This window comes from Pseudonocardia asaccharolytica DSM 44247 = NBRC 16224, from assembly GCF_000423625.1.
Classification (GTDB): domain Bacteria; phylum Actinomycetota; class Actinomycetes; order Mycobacteriales; family Pseudonocardiaceae; genus Pseudonocardia; species Pseudonocardia asaccharolytica.
In genome coordinates this window covers 16,897-34,212 of sequence record NZ_AUII01000008.1, presented here as the reverse complement: position 1 = coordinate 34,212, position 17,316 = coordinate 16,897, and the positions used below count along the sequence as shown (strand labels likewise).

The following is a 17,316-nucleotide window of genomic DNA, read 5'->3' as shown; positions in this document are numbered from 1 at the left end:
TGGGGGCAGGACGCCGCCCAACGGATGATCATGCCGGGTCCTGGTCGACCCGATGGACCTGCCGCTCGGCCAGATGGTCGGCCACCCAACCGGCCACCGCCCCGAGCAGCTCCGGATCGACCGGGCTACGCAGCTGCGAGCGGTAGGTGCGCAGGCTCGCCGGCCGCGGGTCACGGCGCAGCAGGTGGGTGAGGTCGGGGACCCGGCGCACCTGGACCGGCCCTGGCACCAGCCGCGCGATGACCTCGAGGTCGTCCGGGTCGGATTGGAGATCCTTGTCCCCCGTGATCGCCAGCACGGGAACGGTGATCGCGGCGAGGTCGGCCCGCGGGTCGTGGACAAGAAACTCCCGCATCCAGCGGGCGTTGACCCGCGCCCCACGAACCCGGGCGACGTCCGTCGTCGTGGCCTTGATCCGGGCGATCGTGGCCGCCTGTTGTTTGTGGATGTCGGTGCGCAGCAGCTTCAGCAGTAGCGCCACCGGCCGCGGCAGGTCGTCGCCGATCATCCGGGCCTGCCACAGCAGTACCTCCTCCCCGGGCCGGGCCGGGCAGGCCAGCAGCACGACCGTCGCGGGCCCGCCGCGCGCCCCGAGCGCCGCGGCGTGCAGCGCACCCTCGCTGTGGCCGATCACCGCCACCGCATCGGTCCGCGCCTCCGGCCGGGCGCGCAGCGCCGCCATGGCCGCCGCGGCGTCCTCGCGGTTCTGCGCGAAGCCCGCGGCCCTCCAGTCGCCGGGCGTGGCGCCGACCCCGCGCCGGTCGTAACGGAACAACGCCACCCCGCGCTCGGCGAGCATCCGGGCGAGCTCGCCGCCGAGGGCCAGCTTCATCCGGCCGGCGTCGGAGTTGCGGTCGACCGGGCCGGAACCGGGCAGCAACAGGGCGGCCGGGTGCGGGCCCTCGCCCGGGGGCAGGGTCAGCGTGCCGGCGAGCGCCACCCCGTCGGGAGTGTGCGCGTCCATCAGCACCTCGCGCACGCCCGCGGTGTCGATCGTGTTCATCGACGTCCTCCGCGCAGCTCGCGCGCCACCCGCTCCGGCTCGTCGACGCTGACCAGCAGCTCCTCGAACGGCGCGCCGGCCAGCGCGACCCGCACGGCCGGACGTCCGGAACGCACGACGGCGAACGACTTCCCGCCGCGGCGGCGCCAGGTGCCGATCTTCGTCCGGCCCGGCACGGCGAGACCGGGCGCGCGCAACCCCCGCACGGCCGCCAGCGGTTTGTCGGCGACCGTGACCCGCCGGACCGCGGACATCGGCACCCGTACGTCGCCGTGCAGGCCCCAGACCTTCTCACCGACGGTGAGCTCCAGAACGAGGTCCTGGCCGTCCCTTCGCAGTACCGCCATGCTTCCTCCCATAATTCTCTACTTTGAGAAAAGTATCATTTGTGAGAGCATTTTGGCGAGGTGATGTGATGGCGACGGCGGATCTGCTGCTCCACCCGGTGCGGCTGCGCATCCTGAGGGCCCTGCTCGACGGCCGCGATCGGACCACGTCCGATCTGCGCGGCGACCTGCCCGATATCGCGCCGGCGACGCTCTACCGGCACGTGGCCCTGCTCGCCGAGGCCGGCGTGCTGACGGTCGTCGCGGAGCAGCGAGTCCGGGGGGCGGTGGAACGGACCTACCGGTTACCCCACGGCTCGGCCGAGGTCGACGACGACGCGCTCGCAGCCATGACCCCGGCCGACCACCGGCGGGCCTTCACCGCGTTCGTCGCCGGTCTGCTCGCCGACTTCGACCGCTACCTCGACCGCGACGACGTCGACCCGCGACAGGACGGGGTGGGCTACCGGCAGGCGGCGCTGTGGCTCACCGACGCCGAGCTGGACGCGCTGCTCGCCGAGGTGCGCACGGCCGTCGCCGCCCGTCTGCACAACCCGCCCGTCCCGGGCCGGGTCAGGCGCCTGCTGTCCACGGTGCTGATGCCGGCCGGGGGACCACCCGGCGACGATCCGGCCGACGGCGCAGCCGGCTGACCCCGCCGCAGCTGGCATACAGCGACAACCCGGTCGCAGCATGGTGGCTGCGGGTGCCTCGAGAACGCCGTCGCGGAGACGGAGACGATCAGCTGACCACGCCGACCGAGCCGGCCGACAGCCGGGACCGCAGCGCGGCGACGAGCTGCGCGCGGTTGGCCGCCCCCAGCTTCTGGCGCAGCCGCGCGACATGCTGTTCCACCGTTTTCGGCGAGATGAACAGCCGTGCACCGATCTGCTTCTGGGTGAGTCCGTCGAGCACGAGAGCGCCCACCTCGCGCTCCCGCTCGGACAGTCCTCCGGCGGGTTCCCGGTCCTCGCCCGACGACGTGCCGGCCAGCCCGCGGGACCGCGCGAGCAGCTCTCGGGCGACGGCGGGCTCGGTGGCCCGCTCGGCCGCGGCACGGCAGAGCGCCGCCGCCTCCCGCGGCCGCCCGGCCTCGGCGAGCCCGCGAGCCACGGCGGACACCGCAGTAGCGTCGACGTCTCCGGCCAGCACCGCGGTCCAGGTCCAGGCCGCTGCGGCCATCGCCGCCACAGAGTTGGATCGGGGGTCGGAGCCGGGGCCGAGCAGCACCTCGAGCTGCTCCGCAGCCGACGAGACCGTGGCCCGGTCACCGACGGCGACGGCCCGCTGCAGCCGCCACCATTGCTCGGTCGCGACACCCCACGCCGGGGCGCCGGCCCTGGCAACCGCCGCCGCCATCGCATCGGTGAGGGTGTCGCCGTCCGGGGGTGATACCTGCGCGGCCGCGGCCGCGAGCTCGCCCCAGATGTCGAGCAGGAGCGGCTCCACATCGGCCCCCACCACCACCGGCGCAACACGATGCCACGTCGCGGCCAGCGCGGCCTCGTCGCCGCAGCGCCGGACCAACCCGACGCTGACGGCGGCCGCCAGGACGGCGTTGCGCCGCAGGACCTGTGTCTCGGCCGCGGCCGCCAGCCCCCTGCGGGCCTCGGCCAGCCGCCCCGCCCGCAGGTCGAGCCAAGCGGTGAGCAGCCGGTGTCGCGGGGTCGACGGCCGGTGGTGGTCGTGCGCGGCGAGCATCGCGCGCGCCGTGCGGTCGTCGCCCGCGGCGGCGAGGATGGTGACGGCGAGCTCGTCCCAGCGTTCGACGGTCAGTGGGTCAGCGGGCACCGTCGCCGCCGCCAGCCCGGCGAGGCGGCGCGCGGCCATGGCCGGGTCGCCGCGCTGGGCCTCCACCGTGGCGTCGACACCGTCGAGCAGCACGGTGAGCCCGCGGGGCGCCGGATCGGGCAGCGCGTCGCGCGCGGCGATGAGGTCGGCGGCGGCGGCCTCCAGGTCACCGGCGAGCGCGGTCGCGAGCGCGGCCCGACCACGGGCCCAGGCCCCCCGGCTGTCCGGGAGCGCGGCCGCGACGCCGCGCCAGCGAACGGCTGCGTCGCGCAGGGCGCCATCGGCCGCGGCGGCCGCGGCGGCCACACCCGCCGCGCGGCAGTCTATGTCGGCGCCGCCGGAGAGGACCTGGTCCGCGGCGTTGATGGCCTCGAGGACCGCGCCGTCCCGCCAGAGCCGCTCGACACCCAGGTCGACGGGTTCGGCCGTCACATCGTCGTGAACCCCGTGCATCTGGGCTGTTGTCGTCGGCATGTCCATCACCGCGCCCCCCGGTCGGCTCATCGTCGCGCCCCCATGTTCGGCCATACCGGCGCGACGGTCTGTGTCCGCGCGCACGGCCGGTGGTCGATGCGCCTGACGTTCACGGACCGCGGTGTGCGCAGACATGTCCGAGGGCCCTCCCGTCCTGGTGCGCCGAAGCGGCCATCGGTCGGCGCATCCGCCACGCACATCGTGGCGGCGGGATCCGGCGCGAGCGATGGTGTGTGCCCCCGGGCCCGCGGAGCCATCCCCCACGCCGGACGGGGGTTGTCCCCGGTCTCTCCCGCGGTCTCTCCCTGCGCGTTATGGCTCCATAACGTCCGGGAGCGGGGCGAGGGTTGCGCGTTGAGGAGCCATAACGTTCAGGGGTACCGGGGTGTGAGTGCGGCGATGATCCCCTCGCAGGTTCGGATGACCACGTGACACGCCTCCGTCGCGGTGCGCCCGAACAACGGGTTCACCGCGTGGTTCTGCCATCGGTGCAGCGTCGTGAGCGCGGCATTGCGCAGTTCCGCCTCCCCGGAGCCCGCGGGCAACCCCAGACGCACCTGCGGGGCCGGACCGGCTGCCCCCAGCAGCCGTTCGGCCTCCCCGGCCATCTCCCGCGGCAGCCTGACCACACCCGACCGCAACGCGCCGAGCAGCCGCAGCTCGGTGAACTCGTGCGCGTTAGCGAGGATCCGCTCGACCTCCCTGACGAGCGGGCCCTCGGTGCGGCCGTCGGCCCGCAGCACGCGCTCCAGGGCCAGCAGCGCCGAGCGGGCCTTGAGCAGGTCGCGCCGCTGGGTGAACTGGGTGTGCAGCACCCGCTGCAGGTCGGGCAGGCCGCTGCGGGCGACGAGCTCCGCGGCCAGCGCGGGGCTGTCGGTCGTGCCCTGCCGGATGAGGGTGGTGCCCAGCCTGATGCCGAACAGGCCGAACCGGCGCAGCAGGGCGTCGCGGTTCTCCCCCGCGTCGACCGCATCGGCCACGGCCCCCTCCGCGCGGCGGAAGCGGTCGACGGACAGCAGCGCGGCCTCCAGCTCCGCGCGCGGGATCCGGATCAGCCGGGCCAGTGCGGCGAACTCGGCGTGCCGCAGGGTGCGGCCGGTCTCGGCGAGCAACCCCGCGACGGCGACCACATCCTGGCAGAGCCCGCGCACGGTCGGCTCGGCCCGGTAGCGCTGGGCGATCGACCTTGCCGAGACCATCGCGTCGATCCGCCCGGCGCCGATCTCGTCGGCCCGCGAGATCACCGCGATCGCGTTGACGGCCCCGGCGCTGGCCACTCCCTGGTCCCGGAACGCCTCGAGCAGGTCGATATCGGTGGTGTGCAGGTGGCGCATCAGGTAGACAACCGCGTCGGCCTCGGTGGGGGTGTCGTCCTCCTCGGGGTCGATGAAGGTCAGGGTGCGCCGCGCGGTCTGGGTGGACATCGACGCGATCCCCGGGGTGTCGATCAACGTGGTGCCGCGCAGGCCGTGCGAGGGCCAGTCGACCACGAGCCGGTCCAGCTCCTCGGCCGGCGTGCCCTTCAGGTCGATGACGAGTGCCCCATCCCGGCGGACGACCGGCAGCGGGACCGGTGCGCCCGATCGCGGGTACATGACCACTCGGGGGCTGTGCCCATCGCGGTACCAGGTGACCACGCGGGTGCACTCCCCGGCGTCGGTGGGTGCGACCGGCTCCCCGACCAGCGCGTTGAGCAGCGTCGACTTACCTGCCTTGACCTTCCCGGCGATCGCGACGCGCAACGGCTCGTCGAGCCGGTCCAGCTGGTCGCGCAGCAGGGCGGCGGTGCGCGGACGGTCGCGGTAGACGTGCATCGCGTGCCGGAGAGCCTGGCGCACGGCATCGGACAGCGCTGCGTACGGCCGGGCCGGCGGATGGCCGTTCATCCCGCCTGCACCCGCTCCGGTGCCGCGGTGCCGGCGCCCTCGGCGGGGGCCGGTTTCGCGGAGGCCGGTTTCGCGGGGGCCTGCTGGAGCAGGGCCTTGGCGGCGCGCCGCACCTCCTCCAGCTTCGCCAGCTCGGTCGGGATCTCGCGCAGCCTGCGCTCCTGTTCGGCCTTCGAGGTCTTCACCGAGGTCTCGGCGGCCCGCACCGCCTCCTGCAGCGAGCGCTTGGCCTGGTCGGCCTGCTCGGTGAAGTGGTCGCGCAGCTCACGCTGCACCGCGCGCAGCCGGTCGCGGGAGTCCTTGCCCACCTGGAAGATCACGTCGTCGACATGGCGGCGCACCGCGGTCTTCGCCTCGTTCTGGCGGCGCGTGACGAGACGCTTGCGCTCATCGCCGATGGCCCTGCCGCCCAACACGAGGCCGGCGCCGATCGAGAGCGGGTTGACGATGGACGACAGCCCGACGAGGGTCCCGAGCATCCCGAACATCAGCATCCCGGTGTAGCTGCCCTTCAGCCCGGTCAACGCCTTCTGGCCGATGCCCCACGGCTCGACCTCGCGCATGGTCGGCGGCTGCACCGACCGCTGCGGGACGATGGTCTCGGCGCGCAGCGTCGGCACCAGCTGGTCGCTGTCCTCCGAGAAGTGCTCCGCGACCCGGCGGGCCAGCCATCGGGCCCGCTGGGTGGCCCAGACGAAGTTCGCCGAGGCGGCGGCCGCCACTTCCTGCTGCACCCAGCGCGCGAATTCGTCCCACGTCTTCGTCGGATCGCCGCCTGCGCTGAGCGTGTCCTCGGCAACCCGGGCGATCTCGCGCATGCGCTCGCGCAGGTCGTGGTCGATATCGGCGTTGAGGTCGGCGACGCCGTCACCGAGGGTCTGCTGCCAGCGCGCGGAACGTTCCCTCAGCTCGGTGGCCCGCTGCTGCGCCTCGGTCAGCCGGGTGACGAGCTCCTGGACCGACTCCGGGTCGCGCTGGGCGGCCTGCTCCGCCCGCAGGCCTTCGGCGAGCTGCCCGGTGACCGCCAGCACGTCCTGGGCCGTCGAGCGGCGCCCCAGCCGGTCGGCCTGACCGAGGACGCGGCGGCGCAGGTAGCGCACGAGCGCCGGGTAGCCGGACTCCTCGTTGAGCGCGGAATCGTTGTCGAGCACGGCCTGCCAGCGCAGGGTGGAGGAGACCGGGAACAGCTGGGCGCCGACGCCGGCCGCGGCCAGATGGGCCTCGTCGAGCTCGGCGACGCGCCGCCACTCGGGGTAGAGGTCGTTCTTCGTCAGCACGCACGCCACGTTGGGGCAGACCGCGACCGCCTGGCGCAGGAACGTCAGCTCCGGCGCGGTGTACTCCTGCGAGGCGTCGGAGACGAGCAGGATCGCGTCCGCCGACGGGAGGGCCGCCATCGTTGCCGACCCGTGCACCGACGACAACCCGCCGACCCCGGGGGTGTCGACCAGCTCGAGGCCCCCGGCCAGGATCGGGCGTGGCACCCCGACCTCGACGCAGGCGAGCCCCTTCCGGTTACCGGGATTGCCCCCCTCACCGACGTGGTCGGCGAGCTCCTCCACGGGCACCTCGACCCGCTCGGTGCGTTGCTCGGCCAGATCGTCCTCGGGGTTGAGCACGCGGACCACGGTCACCGTGACCGTCTCGGCGTGCCGGACGACCGTCGGCACCGCCGTGGCCACATCGTCGGCGACCGGGCAGACCGGGGCGCCGACCAGGCCGTTGACCAACATGCTCTTGCCCTGCTTGAACTCGCCGACGACCAGGACCCGGACGCTGTCGTCGGTCAGCCGGACGCGCGCCTGCCACAGCCGCGCCTCCAGGTCGGGCCGGCCGTAGCGGGCAATCGTGGCCAGGGCGAAGTCCACAACCTCGACCGGTGCGGTGGGTGCCACTGCTGCCCCTCCCCGGATCAGACGACGGTCTCGACGGCGTCGTCGGTGGCCTCGGCCTCGTTACCGACCGGATCGCCGCCGAGGTCCTCGGCCGTGGTCGTGGCGGCGTCGTCGGGGAGCGTGCCGCCCGGATCGCCGCCGAGGTCCTCGGCCGTCGTCGTGGCCGCGGACTCGTTGAACGACTCGTTGATCGCCGTGACCTCGGTGTTCTCGTTGAACGAGTCGTCGATCGCGGTGACCTCGGTGTCGTTGTCCTGGTTGAAGGAATCCTCGATGACCGTGATGTCGTCATCGGACTTGTCGATGTCGACGTCGACGTCGCGGTCATCGATATCGATGTCGATGTCGCGGTCATCGATATTGATGACGTCGCGGTCGTCGATGATCGTGTCCCGGTCATCGATGTTGACGTTGTTCGTGATATTGGTGATCTGCTCGGTGTGCTGGTTCATCACGACCTCGCGGACGGGTTCATAGGCGGTCGTCGTGTGCTGGATCTCGCGGACCGGATCGCCCGTGCCCCGCGCCGGCGGCGAGGCATCGCTCGTGGACCGGACGTCGCCGCGGTCGGCGAGCAGCAGGCGGGCGTCGCGCACGTCATCGCCGCTCACGCCCGCGAGGTCGTTCTGTTGCAGGGCCTGCTCCGGGTTCTGGTCGAACTGCGCCCGGGCGTCGGGGTCGCGCATCAGCTTGAGCAGGAAGTCGATGAGGTCGGTCATGGCGGCCATGTCGTGCTCCTCCTGGTGGAAAGGGCGGGGTGGAATGCGGAAGCCGGCCCCGCCCTGCCGCGGGCGGGGCCGGCTGCTGCTCGGCGTGCGTCAGACGTCAGACGGGGATGTCGAAGTCCTCCTGCTCCTGCTCGGCCTCGACGTCGGCCTCGGCGTCGGCGTCGGCTTCCTGGTTCGAGGCCAGGACCTGGTCGGTGTCCTGGTCGAGGTCCTGGTCGGAGTCCACGTCGGCGTCCTGGTCGAGGTCCTGGTCGGCGTCCACGTCGACGATGGAGGCGGCGTCGCCGCCGTCGCCGCCGCTGGCGTCCGCGTCACCACCGCGGCTGTCGCCGAAGTTGATGTTGACCTCGCCGTCCTGGTCGATGTCGCTGTCGCCGCCGACCGCGGTGCCACCGTCGCCGCCACGGCCGCCCTCGGTCTCGACGGCGGTGATGACGTCCTGGTCCTGCTCGGCGTTCTGGCCGACGTTCTGCTCGTTCTCCTGCTCTCCGACCTGCGCGGACTCGGCCTCCTGGGCCGCGTCCTGGTCGAGGTCCAGGTCCTGGTTCAGCTCGGACAGGAAGGCGTTGAGGTTGAACGGGCTGCTCATGGTTTCTCCTCGGTGGGTCGGGGCTGTGGTGCCCGCCGGACCGCTCGATCCGGTTGCCCAAAAAGTTAGGCAGCGCCGAGCTCCCTGCCATCCGGATCGGGTCCGGTTCCTCGGCTGTCTCGCACCGGGATCGCGGTGTCCGCGGGGTGGGGGCGGTAAGGGATTTTCCCGGGTCTTGTCCCGCATCGTCCCTCGTAGCGGGGCTGCGAGCGCCGATCCTCCGGTTCACTGGTCCCACCGCCGAGGAGGGAGCACCGGATGTCGTACTACCTGGGGATCGACGTGGGAACGACGTTCTCCGCCGCCGCCGTCTGCCGGCCCGATCGGCCCGGCGCGGACGTCGTGGCACTGGGCGACCGGGCGAACGCGGTGCCGTCAGCGGTGTTCGCGGACGAGCGCGGCACGCTCCTGTTCGGTGTGGCCGCCGAGCGCCGGGCGCTTTCGGATCCCGGCCGGGTGGTGCGCGGGTTCAAGCGGAGGATCGGTGACGGCGTCCCCATGCTCGTCGGCGGTGTGCCGGTGGCGGCGGAGGAGCTCGCCGCCCGGTTCGCCGCGCAGATCGTCGAGGACGTCGCCGCGCGGGAGGGCGGGCCGGCCACCGGGATCGCGGTGACCCATCCCGCATCGTGGGGCCCGCACCGGCTCGACTCGTTGCGCACCGCGCTCGCGGCCCACGGCCTCGGCGGGGCGATGCTGCTCACCGAGCCGCAGGCCGCGGCGATGGGATATGCCGCCGCCGAACGGGTCGAGCCCGGCGCGGTCGTGGCGGTGTACGACCTCGGTGGGGGAACCTTCGACGCCGCGGTGGCCCGCAAGTTGCCCGACGGCGGGTTCGAGCTGCTCGGCGCACCCGAGGGGATCGACGGGCTCGGCGGGATCGACTTCGACGAGGTCGTGTTCGAGCACGTGCGCGCGGCCCTGGGGCCGGTGTGGGTGGAGCTGGACCCTTCCGATCCCGCGACGCTCACCGCGGTCGCCCGGCTGCGTCGCGAGTGCACCGAGGCCAAGGAGGCGCTCTCGGCCGATACCGAGGTGCTGATCCCCGTCGTGCTGCCGGGGCATTCCACCCAGGTCCGGTTCACCCGCCCCGAGTTCGAGGAGGCGATCCGGCCGGCCGTGGCCGAGACCATGGCGGCGCTGGGTCGTGCGCTGGACTCGGCCGGCGTCACGCCCGGCGAAACGGCCGCGGTGGTGCTGGTGGGCGGCTCGTCGCGGATCCCGCTGGTCGCGCAGCTCGTCTCGGCCGCCTGCGGGCAGCCGGCCTCGGTCGACGTCGACCCGAAGGGGGTCATCGCGGCGGGTGCGGCGATGACGGCCCGGGGCGTCCTGGGCGGCGAGCCGACGCAGCGCCTTCCGATCGCGCTCCTCGAGCCCACCGACGTCCGCGTCGACCCGGAGGTCCCGAGCCCGCCCCCGCGCCAGCCCCGGCCCCCGCAGCAGGTGGCGCCCGCACCCCGGCGGCGGCGCGGCGTGGCCCTGCTGCTCGCGGCCGGTGGGGTCGTGGCGGCCGTCGTGATCGGCGGCGTCGTCGCCAACACGGTCGGCACCCAGGCGGTCGAGACCGGGACCTCCAAGGCCGGGGCCGAGACCCCCGGCGGCCCGGCGGTCGTCGACAACCCGGCGCCGCCCCCGCGGCCCCAGCAGCAGGCCCCGGCGCAGGCTCCGGCTCCGGCGAACCGGCGACCCGCGCCCGCGCCGCCCCCCGAACCCGCCGCCCCGACCCCCACCCCGGCGCAGCCGACCACCACGACCCCGCCCGAACCGTCCACCACGAACGAGCCATCGGAACCGCCCGCGACGAGCGAACCCGCGTCCCCCAGCCCGCAGCCGGGCGGCCAGGCCGGTGCCGGGAACGACTCCGCGGGCGCGCCTGCCGGGGAGACCGGCGGTGGCAACGCCGACGGCGCAGGCGGGTCCTAGCCGGTCACCGCGCAGCATCCGCCAGCCGACGGCGGTCCGCGATCGTGATCCGGCCGCGGGACAGGGCGAGCACGCCGCGGGCCTCAAGGCCCCGAAGCACCCGGTTGGCGGTGGCCCGGGTGGTGCCGGCGAGGCTGGCCACGTCGTCCTGGGTCAGCGGGATCTCGACGTCCCGCGCGCCGTTGCGGTAGCACAACGTGAGATCGGCGAGGCGGCGGGCGACCCGCTTGTCGACCGGCTGATGCAGCAGGTCGAGCACCGTCGTCGACAACTGCCGGACGTGTGCGGCCAGTGCGTCGGTCAGCATGTGCTCGATCCCCGGATTCTGCTGCCGCAGCCGGTGCAGCACCTCGCGCCCGACCGACAGCGTGTGCGTGGGTTCCAGGGCGACCGCCGTCGTCACCCTGCGGGCCGTATCGTCGACCACCGCGATCAGGCCGAAGAGCTGACCGCGGCACAGTAGCGAGAGCGTCACCTCGTCCCCGGCCGGGGTGGTGATGCGCAACGCCACCCGGCCCCTGAGGATCAGGTACAGGCAGTCGCCGAGGTCGCCCGCGCGGAACACGGTCTCCCTGCGGGCGAAGCGCCGATACCGCCCAGCGCCGAACAGCCTGCTGCGCTCGGGCTCGTCCAATGCGCGTAGCGCGGGGAGATCGGTCGGTTTCATTCCTGTTCTCCCAGGTCGTGCAGCACGAACACCTCGACCGGCTCCCGCCTGCCCTTCACCCGCACCGGCCCGCGGGTACGCACCGTGGCCGCGGAGCCCAGCTGCGCGCGCGTCACGGGTCCGATCACCACCTGGCCCGGCTCGGCCAGCCCCTCCAACCGGGCCGCGAGGTTGGTGGTGTCGCCGATCGCGGTGAAGTTGCGCAGCTGCGCGGCACCGACGTTGCCGACCAGCGCCGGGCCGCTGTTGATCCCCACCCGGAAACGCGGCCATTCGCGGCGCCCGGCCGCGGCGATCTCGACGGCGCGGTGCAGGTGCAGCCCGGCGCGGGCGGCGCGGTGGGCGTGGTTGGGCTGGCGGGCCGGGGCGCCCCAGATCGCCATCACCGCGTCGCCCACGAACTGCACCACGGTGCCGCCCTCGGCCAGGATCACCGGGACCACCGCGCCGTAGTAGGTGTTGAGCATGGCCACGACCTGGTCCGGAGCGGTGTCCTCGGCGAACGGGGTGAAACCGCGCAGATCGGCCATCAGCACGCTCACCTCCGCGACCGCGCCACCGAGATCGGCCTGGTCCGGGTCGGCGATCAGCGCGGTGGCCACCGCCGGGGACATGTAGGACCGGAACAGCCCGTCGAGCTGCTGGTAGAGCCGGGCGTTCTCCAACGCGATGGAGGCCTGGCTGGCGAACGAACCCAGCAGCACGGTGTCTGCCTCGCCGAACCGGCCACGGGCGGGGCGAGCCTCCAGCACCCCGGCGGCGCGCCCCTTCACGCTCAGCGGCAGCACGAGGACCGGGCCGTCGGTGACCGGCTTCCCGGTCTCGGCGGCCCGCCGAGCGGGCGAACCGGCCGGCCCTTCGGGGAAGCTCAGCTCGCCGGACCGGACCAGCCCGATCCGGATCTCGTCGCGGGGGAACGCGGCGGCCGCGTGCACCCGCACTCGGTCCAGCAGGTCGTCCTCGCCCCGGATGAGGCTCGTCTCGCGGCCCACCGCGACCAGCCCGCCGAGCTTGCGCACCTGCTCGCGCTCGGCGCCCAGCGCGTGCGCGCTGCGTTCGAGCACGGCGACCTGCTGTTCGGTGAGCCCGAACCGGGCCGCGAGCGCGGAGCCGGCCGGGCCGAGCGGGACGTCCTCGCCGCGCTCGCTGCGCTGCAGCACGTCGACCATGGCCTCGAGTGCGGCGGCGTAGTCGCGGCGCAGGTCGGCGACGGTCCGCTCGAGCGTGACGGCGTCGAACAGCCCGCGCGCCGAGCCCTCGCGGCGGAACTGCACGTGCGCGGCGTAGCCGATGAAGCAGTACGCCAGCGCCATCAGCACGTGCCACTCCCACCAGGACAGATGCCAGCTGCGCGCGAACATGATCGCGAAAAGGGCCTGGGCCAGCAGCACGAAGGCGGTCAGCACCGACAGCAACACCGGCGACGGGCGGCGCCGGTAGATGCCCAGGTAGCGCACCGCGGCCACGAGGTAGAGCGCGCCGCCCACGATCGCCGCGACGATCGGCACCGTCTCGGTCTCGATCGGGCGGGGTGGGTTTCCCAGCGGCGGCAGTCCGCCGAGCGATGCCGCCACCCATCCGGCCGGCAGCACCAGTGGGGCGGCCGCGAGCATCCGCTGCCGGCGCAGTAGCCGGTCGGCCCCGGCCGGGGTGAACTCGACCGAGGAGGCCAGCGCCGCCACACCGCCCAGCAGCAGTCCGATGGGGGTGGCCGCGACGAACCCCGCGCTCGAGGAGGCCAGCAGAACGCCCGGGGTGGCCAGCGCGTGCGCCGCGAGGAAACCGGCGCTGATCCCGAACGCCAGCGACACCAGGAACAGCCGGGCGTCGCGGCGGTCCCGCGCGGCCCGGCCCATCACCACGGAAAGTGTCACCGCGACGCCCGCGGCCGCCAGCACCAGGCCGAAATGCGTGATGCGGTGGTCCCACGAGAGGTCGAGCTCGGGCCGGGCCACCAGCATCCACAGCGCCACCGCGGGGATCGCGAGATGCAGCACCCAGCTGATAACCCGCAGCGCCGAGCCCTTCGGGACGGCGGGCGGCCGCTGTGCGGGCCGGGGGGCGTCGACCGGTTCCGGCACGGCGGGGCGCGGCGGAACCGGTCGGTCAACCGCCATCCGGTCGCTCATGCCCCATACCCCCTGGCCCGGCTGTGACGGCCCGATCGACTCCGGCGGATGGCCTTTCCGGGACCTGCCGCCGGCACCGGGGCCCACAGTATGGACCCGGGGCCTTGCGGCGTTCTTGCAGCTTTCCTGCGATCTTTCGGGAACGCCCCGGCCGATCAGGCGACTCGGATCGATCCACCCTCGACGGTGATCGCCTGCTGGGGTAGCGGCCGGGGGGCCGGGCCCGCCACGGGTGCCCCGCTGGCGACGTCGAATCGGCTGCCGTGGCAGGGACAGTCGATCGTGCCGCCGCCGACCTTCGCCACGGTGCAGCCCTGGTGGGTGCAGGTCGAGGAGAATGCCCGGAACTCGCCGGCAGCGGGCTGGGTGACGACGATCCCGCGGTCGGCGAGGATGACGCCGCCGCCGACCGGGACGTCCGCGGCGGCCACGAGCGTCTGCCCGGCGGCGGGCTGAGCCGGCGGCGTCTGCTGTCCCTGGCCGTAGGTCACGCAGCCCACGAGCGAGCCGCAGCCCGCCGCGATCCCGAGCTTGACCACGGTCCGCCGGTCGAGGCGGCCGCCGTCCGGAGCCCTCACAACACCACCCCCACGGTGGTGAACACCCACAGCGCCGAGGTCAGCCACAGCCCGGTCAGCCCGGCGAAAACCAGTCCACCGACCGCGGGAAGCACCCACCCGGGCAGCCCGCGGCGGATCAGCACCAGCATCTTCGTGACGAACGCGCCGTAGAACAGGCATCCCAGCAGCGAATGGGCGAGCACCCGCGGCGAGCCGTACTGGAAACCGAGCGCGTAGAGGCAGTGCACCACGACCGGGACGGTGAGCAGCACCGCGATCCGGCCCGACCAGCGATGCAACCCCCCGAGCCACGACGGCCCGGCCACCCCGGGGATTCGGCCGAACATCACCAGCGCCGAACCGAGCTGCACCATGGCGAACACGAACGCCGCGGTCGCCAGCCACGTCTTCACCGACAGGGTGCCGGAGAAGCCCGCGACGTTGATCGCGAAACCGGTCGGCTCGTGCAGCCTGCCGTACACGCCGAGCGCCACCGCCACCGCGCAGCCCACGGCGACCGGTACCAGGATCGCGGCGAGCGCGCGCGACGTGGTCGGTGATGCGCCGCCGCGCGGCGTCTCGGATGCGGACGTCATCACACGTCCTCCCTTCACCGGGTCGTCAGCCGGTGACGTCGTCGTCACCGCGGATCGGCCTGGCGGCGACGAAGACGCCGTCGACCGCGGCGCCGCCGCGCCCGAGGTCCAGCACCGGGGCCGGGCCGGGATCGCCGCCGACCTTGCCGACGCCGACCTGGCTGCCGTCGGGCAGCACGATCCAGCCGATCCGGGCCGGCGCTCCGTCGACGGTCGCCTCGCCCTCGTACAGGCCCGCGGGTGGCGCCGCGGGCTGTGCCGTATAGGGCAGCTGCCGGCCCTGCACCGAGATCTGACCGGACACGGCGTCGCCGTCGGGCCGCACGGTGACCGTGGCCCCGCCCTTGCCTTCCAGGCGCAGTTCCTCACCCTGCACCGGACCCTCCAGCCAGGCCTCGACGCGATTGCCGTCGCAGAGGTAGGCGGCGGCCTTCCCGCCTCGGATCGCGATCGCCACTGTCATCCGGTCGCCCGCGGCCCGGCCGGTGTAGACGGCCTCGGCCGGGAACGCCTGGGCCGTGGCCGCTGTCGGCGCCGCGGGCGGCGGCGCCGCGTCGGTCTGCGCGGCCTGGTCGGGAGCCCGCGCCGGATCCTGGCGGGTGTTCACCACCAGCAACACCAGCGCCAGCCCGACTACCGCGAGCAGCGTCAGCACCGGCCCACGAACCTTCATCGTCGTCTCCTCCACCGGACTCGAACCCGCGGGGGTGGGAATGCTCTCGATCCTCGATGGATGGCGCTGGCCCGTCGTCGTCCCCGGACACGCGAGATGTGTGTCCGGCGACACGGACATCCGGATGTCCTCGGCGACTCCGAGCCGGGGCGTCCGAACTCGATCGATGGTGCGGGCGGTCGGCATTCGGCGCCCGAGCGGCCGGTGGCGGGATTCTGTCAGATCGGGGCGGTCCGTGCGAGCGGTTGCCGGCGATCGTCCCGGCGACGGTCGGTACCGCAAGGTCTGCCGACGGTTACCGCCGTCCGGCCCGGAGCTCGTCCACCGGTCACCGACGATCAAGGTCCGTTCATCGGGAGAATGGAGGATGCCGCATCCAGGGTGGTGGCTGCCGCGTTATTCATGATGACCGGGGCCGGCGGAACGGGGAGCCTCCGCCGGCACCCGGTTGACCCGCCGGGCCCGCCCGCGACGCAGCATCCGTGAACGCCGGCGATGGTCAGGATTCGATGAGCTCGAACGCGTCGTCGCCGATCCACACCCGCAGTCCGTCGGCGTCATCGGTGATGAAGCCGTCCTCTTCCTCCCCCAGCTCGCGTGACGCGCCGAGGGCGAGCGGGCTCAGCTCGACTCGGCCGTCGCCGAGGTCACGCGGGCGGTACTCGGAGGCGAGTCGCGCCGTCCGACTCTCGGTGGCCAACCAGCGAGCGTTCTCGGGACCGACCGCGGCGACCCAGCGCTGCGTACGCATGCGACAAGTATGCGGGAGAGATCAGGTACGGTCAGCCGGCGAACGCGGGCTCGTTGTCGCGGTCCGCGTCCGCCTCCCGTCCGCGGCCGGGCCACAGCCGGCGCGCGAGCGCGAACACCCCGGCCGTCAGCAGCGCCATGACGATCCCGGCGGCAATGCACAGCAGCGCGTTGCCGGCCACGAACGGCCCCCACAGCAGGCCGACCACCAGCATGTATCCGCTCCACAGCGCCGAGCTGGCGAGCGAGCCGGGCACGAACCGCCGCAGCGGCAGCTGCACGCGTCCGGACGCCGCGGTGCTCACCAGCCGCCCGCCGGGCACGAACCGGGCACCGATCAGCACGATCTCCGGGCGCCGGAACAGGTTCCGCTGCACCCACCTCGGGAATGCGTACTCGTCCTCGATGCGCCGGCTCACCACCCGCTTGGAGCTGCGGCCGAGCCCGAACACGGCGAGGTCGCCGATCGCGGAGCCGATCAGCGCGGTCAGGAACAGCCCGACCACCCCGGGCATGTCACCGATCCCGAACGCGGCGGCCGAGGCCGACATCAGCAGCGTCTCGCTGGGCAGCACCGGAAACGGGCCGTCCAGCGCGATGAGCACGACGAGCACCGGCAGCAGCCAGACGCTGTGCAGGACGGCGTCGAAGGCGGCGATGAGCTCCATCGAACGCGGCCCCTCCCCCGGTCGACTGGTCTGGCGGCCAGGACCGAGAGCGCGTCCCCCACCGCAAACGGGGTCCAGGGTGACAGATGCCGGACGGGCCGGTCAGTGGGGCACCCCGGCATCGGCCGATCGGGGTAGCCCGACCGGCGAGGGACCGCGGATCACGCGATCCAGTCCGGCACCCCGCGGTCGGTGCCGTCGGGCAACGTCGCCCGCGCCCCTGCCGCGGACGTGACCAGCGCGGAGACGCCGGTCTGCGGATCGGCGACGATGCGGCGCACGCAGCCGGCGGCGAGGACGACGGTGTCGCCGGGCGCCACCCGGTGCTCGGTCCCTCGAGGTCGAGGGTCGCGCCGCCGTCGACGACCGTCCACAGCTGTTCCCGGTCCATCCGGTGGGCGGGCCCCGCCCCGGGGCGCATCAGGACGCGCCACAGCGCTTGGCCGGCGCCGCCGAGGGTGGGCGAGCCCGGCCCCGACCTGCACGACGCCCGCCGCAAGCTCGTCCGGCTCACCGACCGGGGGATGGGCTGTCTCGCCCGTTCGGCCGGATCTTCGACGATCTGCGGAGGCGGGTGGACGGCCGAGATCGGTGACGACCGGGTGCGGGTATTGGAGGACGACCTGCGCGCCGTCACCGCGTCGCCGGTGCTGAGGCTGGA

The 17,316-nt window shown here is 73.8% G+C and carries 17 protein-coding genes; 2 read left to right on the top strand and 15 right to left on the bottom strand.

Going from position 1 to position 17,316, the window contains the following annotated elements; genetic code table 11:
* Nucleotides 1-28: 28 nt before the first annotated feature.
* Together G567_RS0111190 and G567_RS0111185 are read right to left on the bottom strand one after the other, a co-directional pair.
* Nucleotides 29-1,003, bottom strand: coding sequence for an alpha/beta hydrolase (locus G567_RS0111190; RefSeq protein ID WP_245585629.1), 975 nt, complete (start codon nucleotides 1,001-1,003; stop codon nucleotides 29-31).
* Nucleotides 1,000-1,350 (bottom strand): hypothetical protein, encoded by a 351-nt coding sequence (locus G567_RS0111185; RefSeq protein WP_028930060.1) that lies wholly within the window; start codon nucleotides 1,348-1,350, stop codon nucleotides 1,000-1,002. The genes G567_RS0111190 and G567_RS0111185 overlap by 4 nt, the downstream gene beginning before the upstream one ends.
* Nucleotides 1,351-1,418: 68 nt before the next feature.
* Between G567_RS0111185 and G567_RS28185 the strand changes: the two genes are divergently transcribed.
* The gene (locus tag G567_RS28185) at nucleotides 1,419-1,982 is read left to right on the top strand and encodes a helix-turn-helix domain-containing protein (protein ID WP_051232786.1); all 564 of its coding nucleotides are present in this window, start codon (nucleotides 1,419-1,421) and stop codon (nucleotides 1,980-1,982) included.
* 88 nt (nucleotides 1,983-2,070) lie between these two features.
* On the opposite strand, the gene G567_RS31995 is transcribed toward G567_RS28185, so the two are convergent.
* The 5 genes from G567_RS31995 to G567_RS0111155 all read right to left on the bottom strand — a co-directional run bounded on the left by G567_RS31995 (nucleotide 2,071) and on the right by G567_RS0111155 (nucleotide 8,692).
* Nucleotides 2,071-3,624 (bottom strand): helix-turn-helix domain-containing protein, encoded by a 1,554-nt coding sequence (locus G567_RS31995; RefSeq protein ID WP_147200916.1) that lies wholly within the window; start codon nucleotides 3,622-3,624, stop codon nucleotides 2,071-2,073.
* Between the two features lie 341 nt (nucleotides 3,625-3,965).
* On the bottom strand, nucleotides 3,966-5,480 hold the full coding sequence (locus G567_RS0111170) for a dynamin family protein (RefSeq protein ID WP_051232785.1): 1,515 nt from the start codon (nucleotides 5,478-5,480) through the stop codon (nucleotides 3,966-3,968).
* Nucleotides 5,477-7,375: a dynamin family protein gene (locus G567_RS0111165; protein WP_028930057.1), complete on the bottom strand. Its 1,899-nt coding sequence runs from the start codon at nucleotides 7,373-7,375 to the stop codon at nucleotides 5,477-5,479. The genes G567_RS0111170 and G567_RS0111165 overlap by 4 nt, the downstream gene beginning before the upstream one ends.
* Before the next feature lie 17 nt (nucleotides 7,376-7,392).
* Complete coding sequence (locus tag G567_RS0111160; RefSeq protein WP_028930056.1) at nucleotides 7,393-8,103, bottom strand: IniB N-terminal domain-containing protein; 711 nt, start codon at nucleotides 8,101-8,103, stop codon at nucleotides 7,393-7,395.
* A 97-nt stretch (nucleotides 8,104-8,200) separates the two neighbouring features.
* The gene (locus G567_RS0111155; protein ID WP_028930055.1) at nucleotides 8,201-8,692 is read right to left on the bottom strand and encodes a hypothetical protein; all 492 of its coding nucleotides are present in this window, start codon (nucleotides 8,690-8,692) and stop codon (nucleotides 8,201-8,203) included.
* A gap of 258 nt (nucleotides 8,693-8,950) precedes the next feature.
* Between G567_RS0111155 and G567_RS28175 the strand changes: the two genes are divergently transcribed.
* Nucleotides 8,951-10,612 (top strand): Hsp70 family protein, encoded by a 1,662-nt coding sequence (locus tag G567_RS28175; protein WP_051232784.1) that lies wholly within the window; start codon nucleotides 8,951-8,953, stop codon nucleotides 10,610-10,612.
* A 4-nt stretch (nucleotides 10,613-10,616) separates the two neighbouring features.
* On the opposite strand, the gene G567_RS0111145 is transcribed toward G567_RS28175, so the two are convergent.
* The 8 genes from G567_RS0111145 to G567_RS34140 all read right to left on the bottom strand — a co-directional run bounded on the left by G567_RS0111145 (nucleotide 10,617) and on the right by G567_RS34140 (nucleotide 16,975).
* Nucleotides 10,617-11,279 (bottom strand): Crp/Fnr family transcriptional regulator, encoded by a 663-nt coding sequence (locus tag G567_RS0111145; RefSeq protein WP_037056828.1) that lies wholly within the window; start codon nucleotides 11,277-11,279, stop codon nucleotides 10,617-10,619.
* Complete coding sequence (locus G567_RS35155) at nucleotides 11,276-13,396, bottom strand: adenylate/guanylate cyclase domain-containing protein (RefSeq protein ID WP_211223897.1); 2,121 nt, start codon at nucleotides 13,394-13,396, stop codon at nucleotides 11,276-11,278. Before G567_RS35155 ends, G567_RS0111145 begins: the two co-directional genes overlap by 4 nt.
* 167 nt (nucleotides 13,397-13,563) lie before the next feature.
* Entirely contained in the window at nucleotides 13,564-13,986 is a 423-nt protein-coding gene (locus tag G567_RS0111135) for a QcrA and Rieske domain-containing protein (protein ID WP_028930053.1), read from the bottom strand.
* A complete protein-coding gene (locus tag G567_RS34145; RefSeq protein ID WP_028930052.1) occupies nucleotides 13,983-14,564 on the bottom strand; it encodes a DUF6529 family protein in 582 nt (193 codons plus the stop codon). Before G567_RS34145 ends, G567_RS0111135 begins: the two co-directional genes overlap by 4 nt.
* Nucleotides 14,565-14,589: 25 nt before the next feature.
* Nucleotides 14,590-15,237 carry a hypothetical protein gene (locus tag G567_RS0111125; RefSeq protein WP_028930051.1) on the bottom strand — a complete coding sequence of 216 codons (648 nt, stop codon included), beginning with the start codon at nucleotides 15,235-15,237 and terminating at the stop codon, nucleotides 14,590-14,592.
* Nucleotides 15,238-15,736: 499 nt separating this feature from the next.
* The gene (locus G567_RS0111120) at nucleotides 15,737-15,988 is read right to left on the bottom strand and encodes a hypothetical protein (protein ID WP_028930050.1); all 252 of its coding nucleotides are present in this window, start codon (nucleotides 15,986-15,988) and stop codon (nucleotides 15,737-15,739) included.
* Nucleotides 15,989-16,019: 31 nt separating this feature from the next.
* Nucleotides 16,020-16,655, bottom strand: a complete 636-nt coding sequence (locus G567_RS0111115; RefSeq protein WP_028930049.1) for a DedA family protein — start codon at nucleotides 16,653-16,655, stop codon at nucleotides 16,020-16,022.
* Nucleotides 16,656-16,816: 161 nt separating this feature from the next.
* Nucleotides 16,817-16,975: a hypothetical protein gene (locus G567_RS34140; protein ID WP_154667142.1), complete on the bottom strand. Its 159-nt coding sequence runs from the start codon at nucleotides 16,973-16,975 to the stop codon at nucleotides 16,817-16,819.
* Nucleotides 16,976-17,316: the final 341 nt, after the last annotated feature.

Coding starts and splice junctions, on each gene's coding strand:
- G567_RS0111115 (WP_028930049.1), bottom strand. CDS start 16,655: ATGGAGCTCATCGCCGCCTTCGACGCCGTCCTGCACAGCGTCTGGCTG.
- G567_RS34145 (WP_028930052.1), bottom strand. CDS start 14,564: ATGACGTCCGCATCCGAGACGCCGCGCGGCGGCGCATCACCGACCACG.
- G567_RS28175 (WP_051232784.1), top strand. CDS start 8,951: ATGTCGTACTACCTGGGGATCGACGTGGGAACGACGTTCTCCGCCGCC.
- G567_RS35155 (WP_211223897.1), bottom strand. CDS start 13,396: ATGGCGGTTGACCGACCGGTTCCGCCGCGCCCCGCCGTGCCGGAACCG.
- G567_RS0111185 (WP_028930060.1), bottom strand. CDS start 1,350: ATGGCGGTACTGCGAAGGGACGGCCAGGACCTCGTTCTGGAGCTCACC.
- G567_RS31995 (WP_147200916.1), bottom strand. CDS start 3,624: ATGAGCCGACCGGGGGGCGCGGTGATGGACATGCCGACGACAACAGCC.
- G567_RS0111120 (WP_028930050.1), bottom strand. CDS start 15,988: ATGCGTACGCAGCGCTGGGTCGCCGCGGTCGGTCCCGAGAACGCTCGC.
- G567_RS0111155 (WP_028930055.1), bottom strand. CDS start 8,692: ATGAGCAGCCCGTTCAACCTCAACGCCTTCCTGTCCGAGCTGAACCAG.
- G567_RS0111170 (WP_051232785.1), bottom strand. CDS start 5,480: ATGAACGGCCATCCGCCGGCCCGGCCGTACGCAGCGCTGTCCGATGCC.
- G567_RS0111125 (WP_028930051.1), bottom strand. CDS start 15,237: ATGAAGGTTCGTGGGCCGGTGCTGACGCTGCTCGCGGTAGTCGGGCTG.
- G567_RS28185 (WP_051232786.1), top strand. CDS start 1,419: ATGGCGACGGCGGATCTGCTGCTCCACCCGGTGCGGCTGCGCATCCTG.
- G567_RS0111190 (WP_245585629.1), bottom strand. CDS start 1,003: ATGAACACGATCGACACCGCGGGCGTGCGCGAGGTGCTGATGGACGCG.
- G567_RS0111145 (WP_037056828.1), bottom strand. CDS start 11,279: ATGAAACCGACCGATCTCCCCGCGCTACGCGCATTGGACGAGCCCGAG.
- G567_RS0111160 (WP_028930056.1), bottom strand. CDS start 8,103: ATGGCCGCCATGACCGACCTCATCGACTTCCTGCTCAAGCTGATGCGC.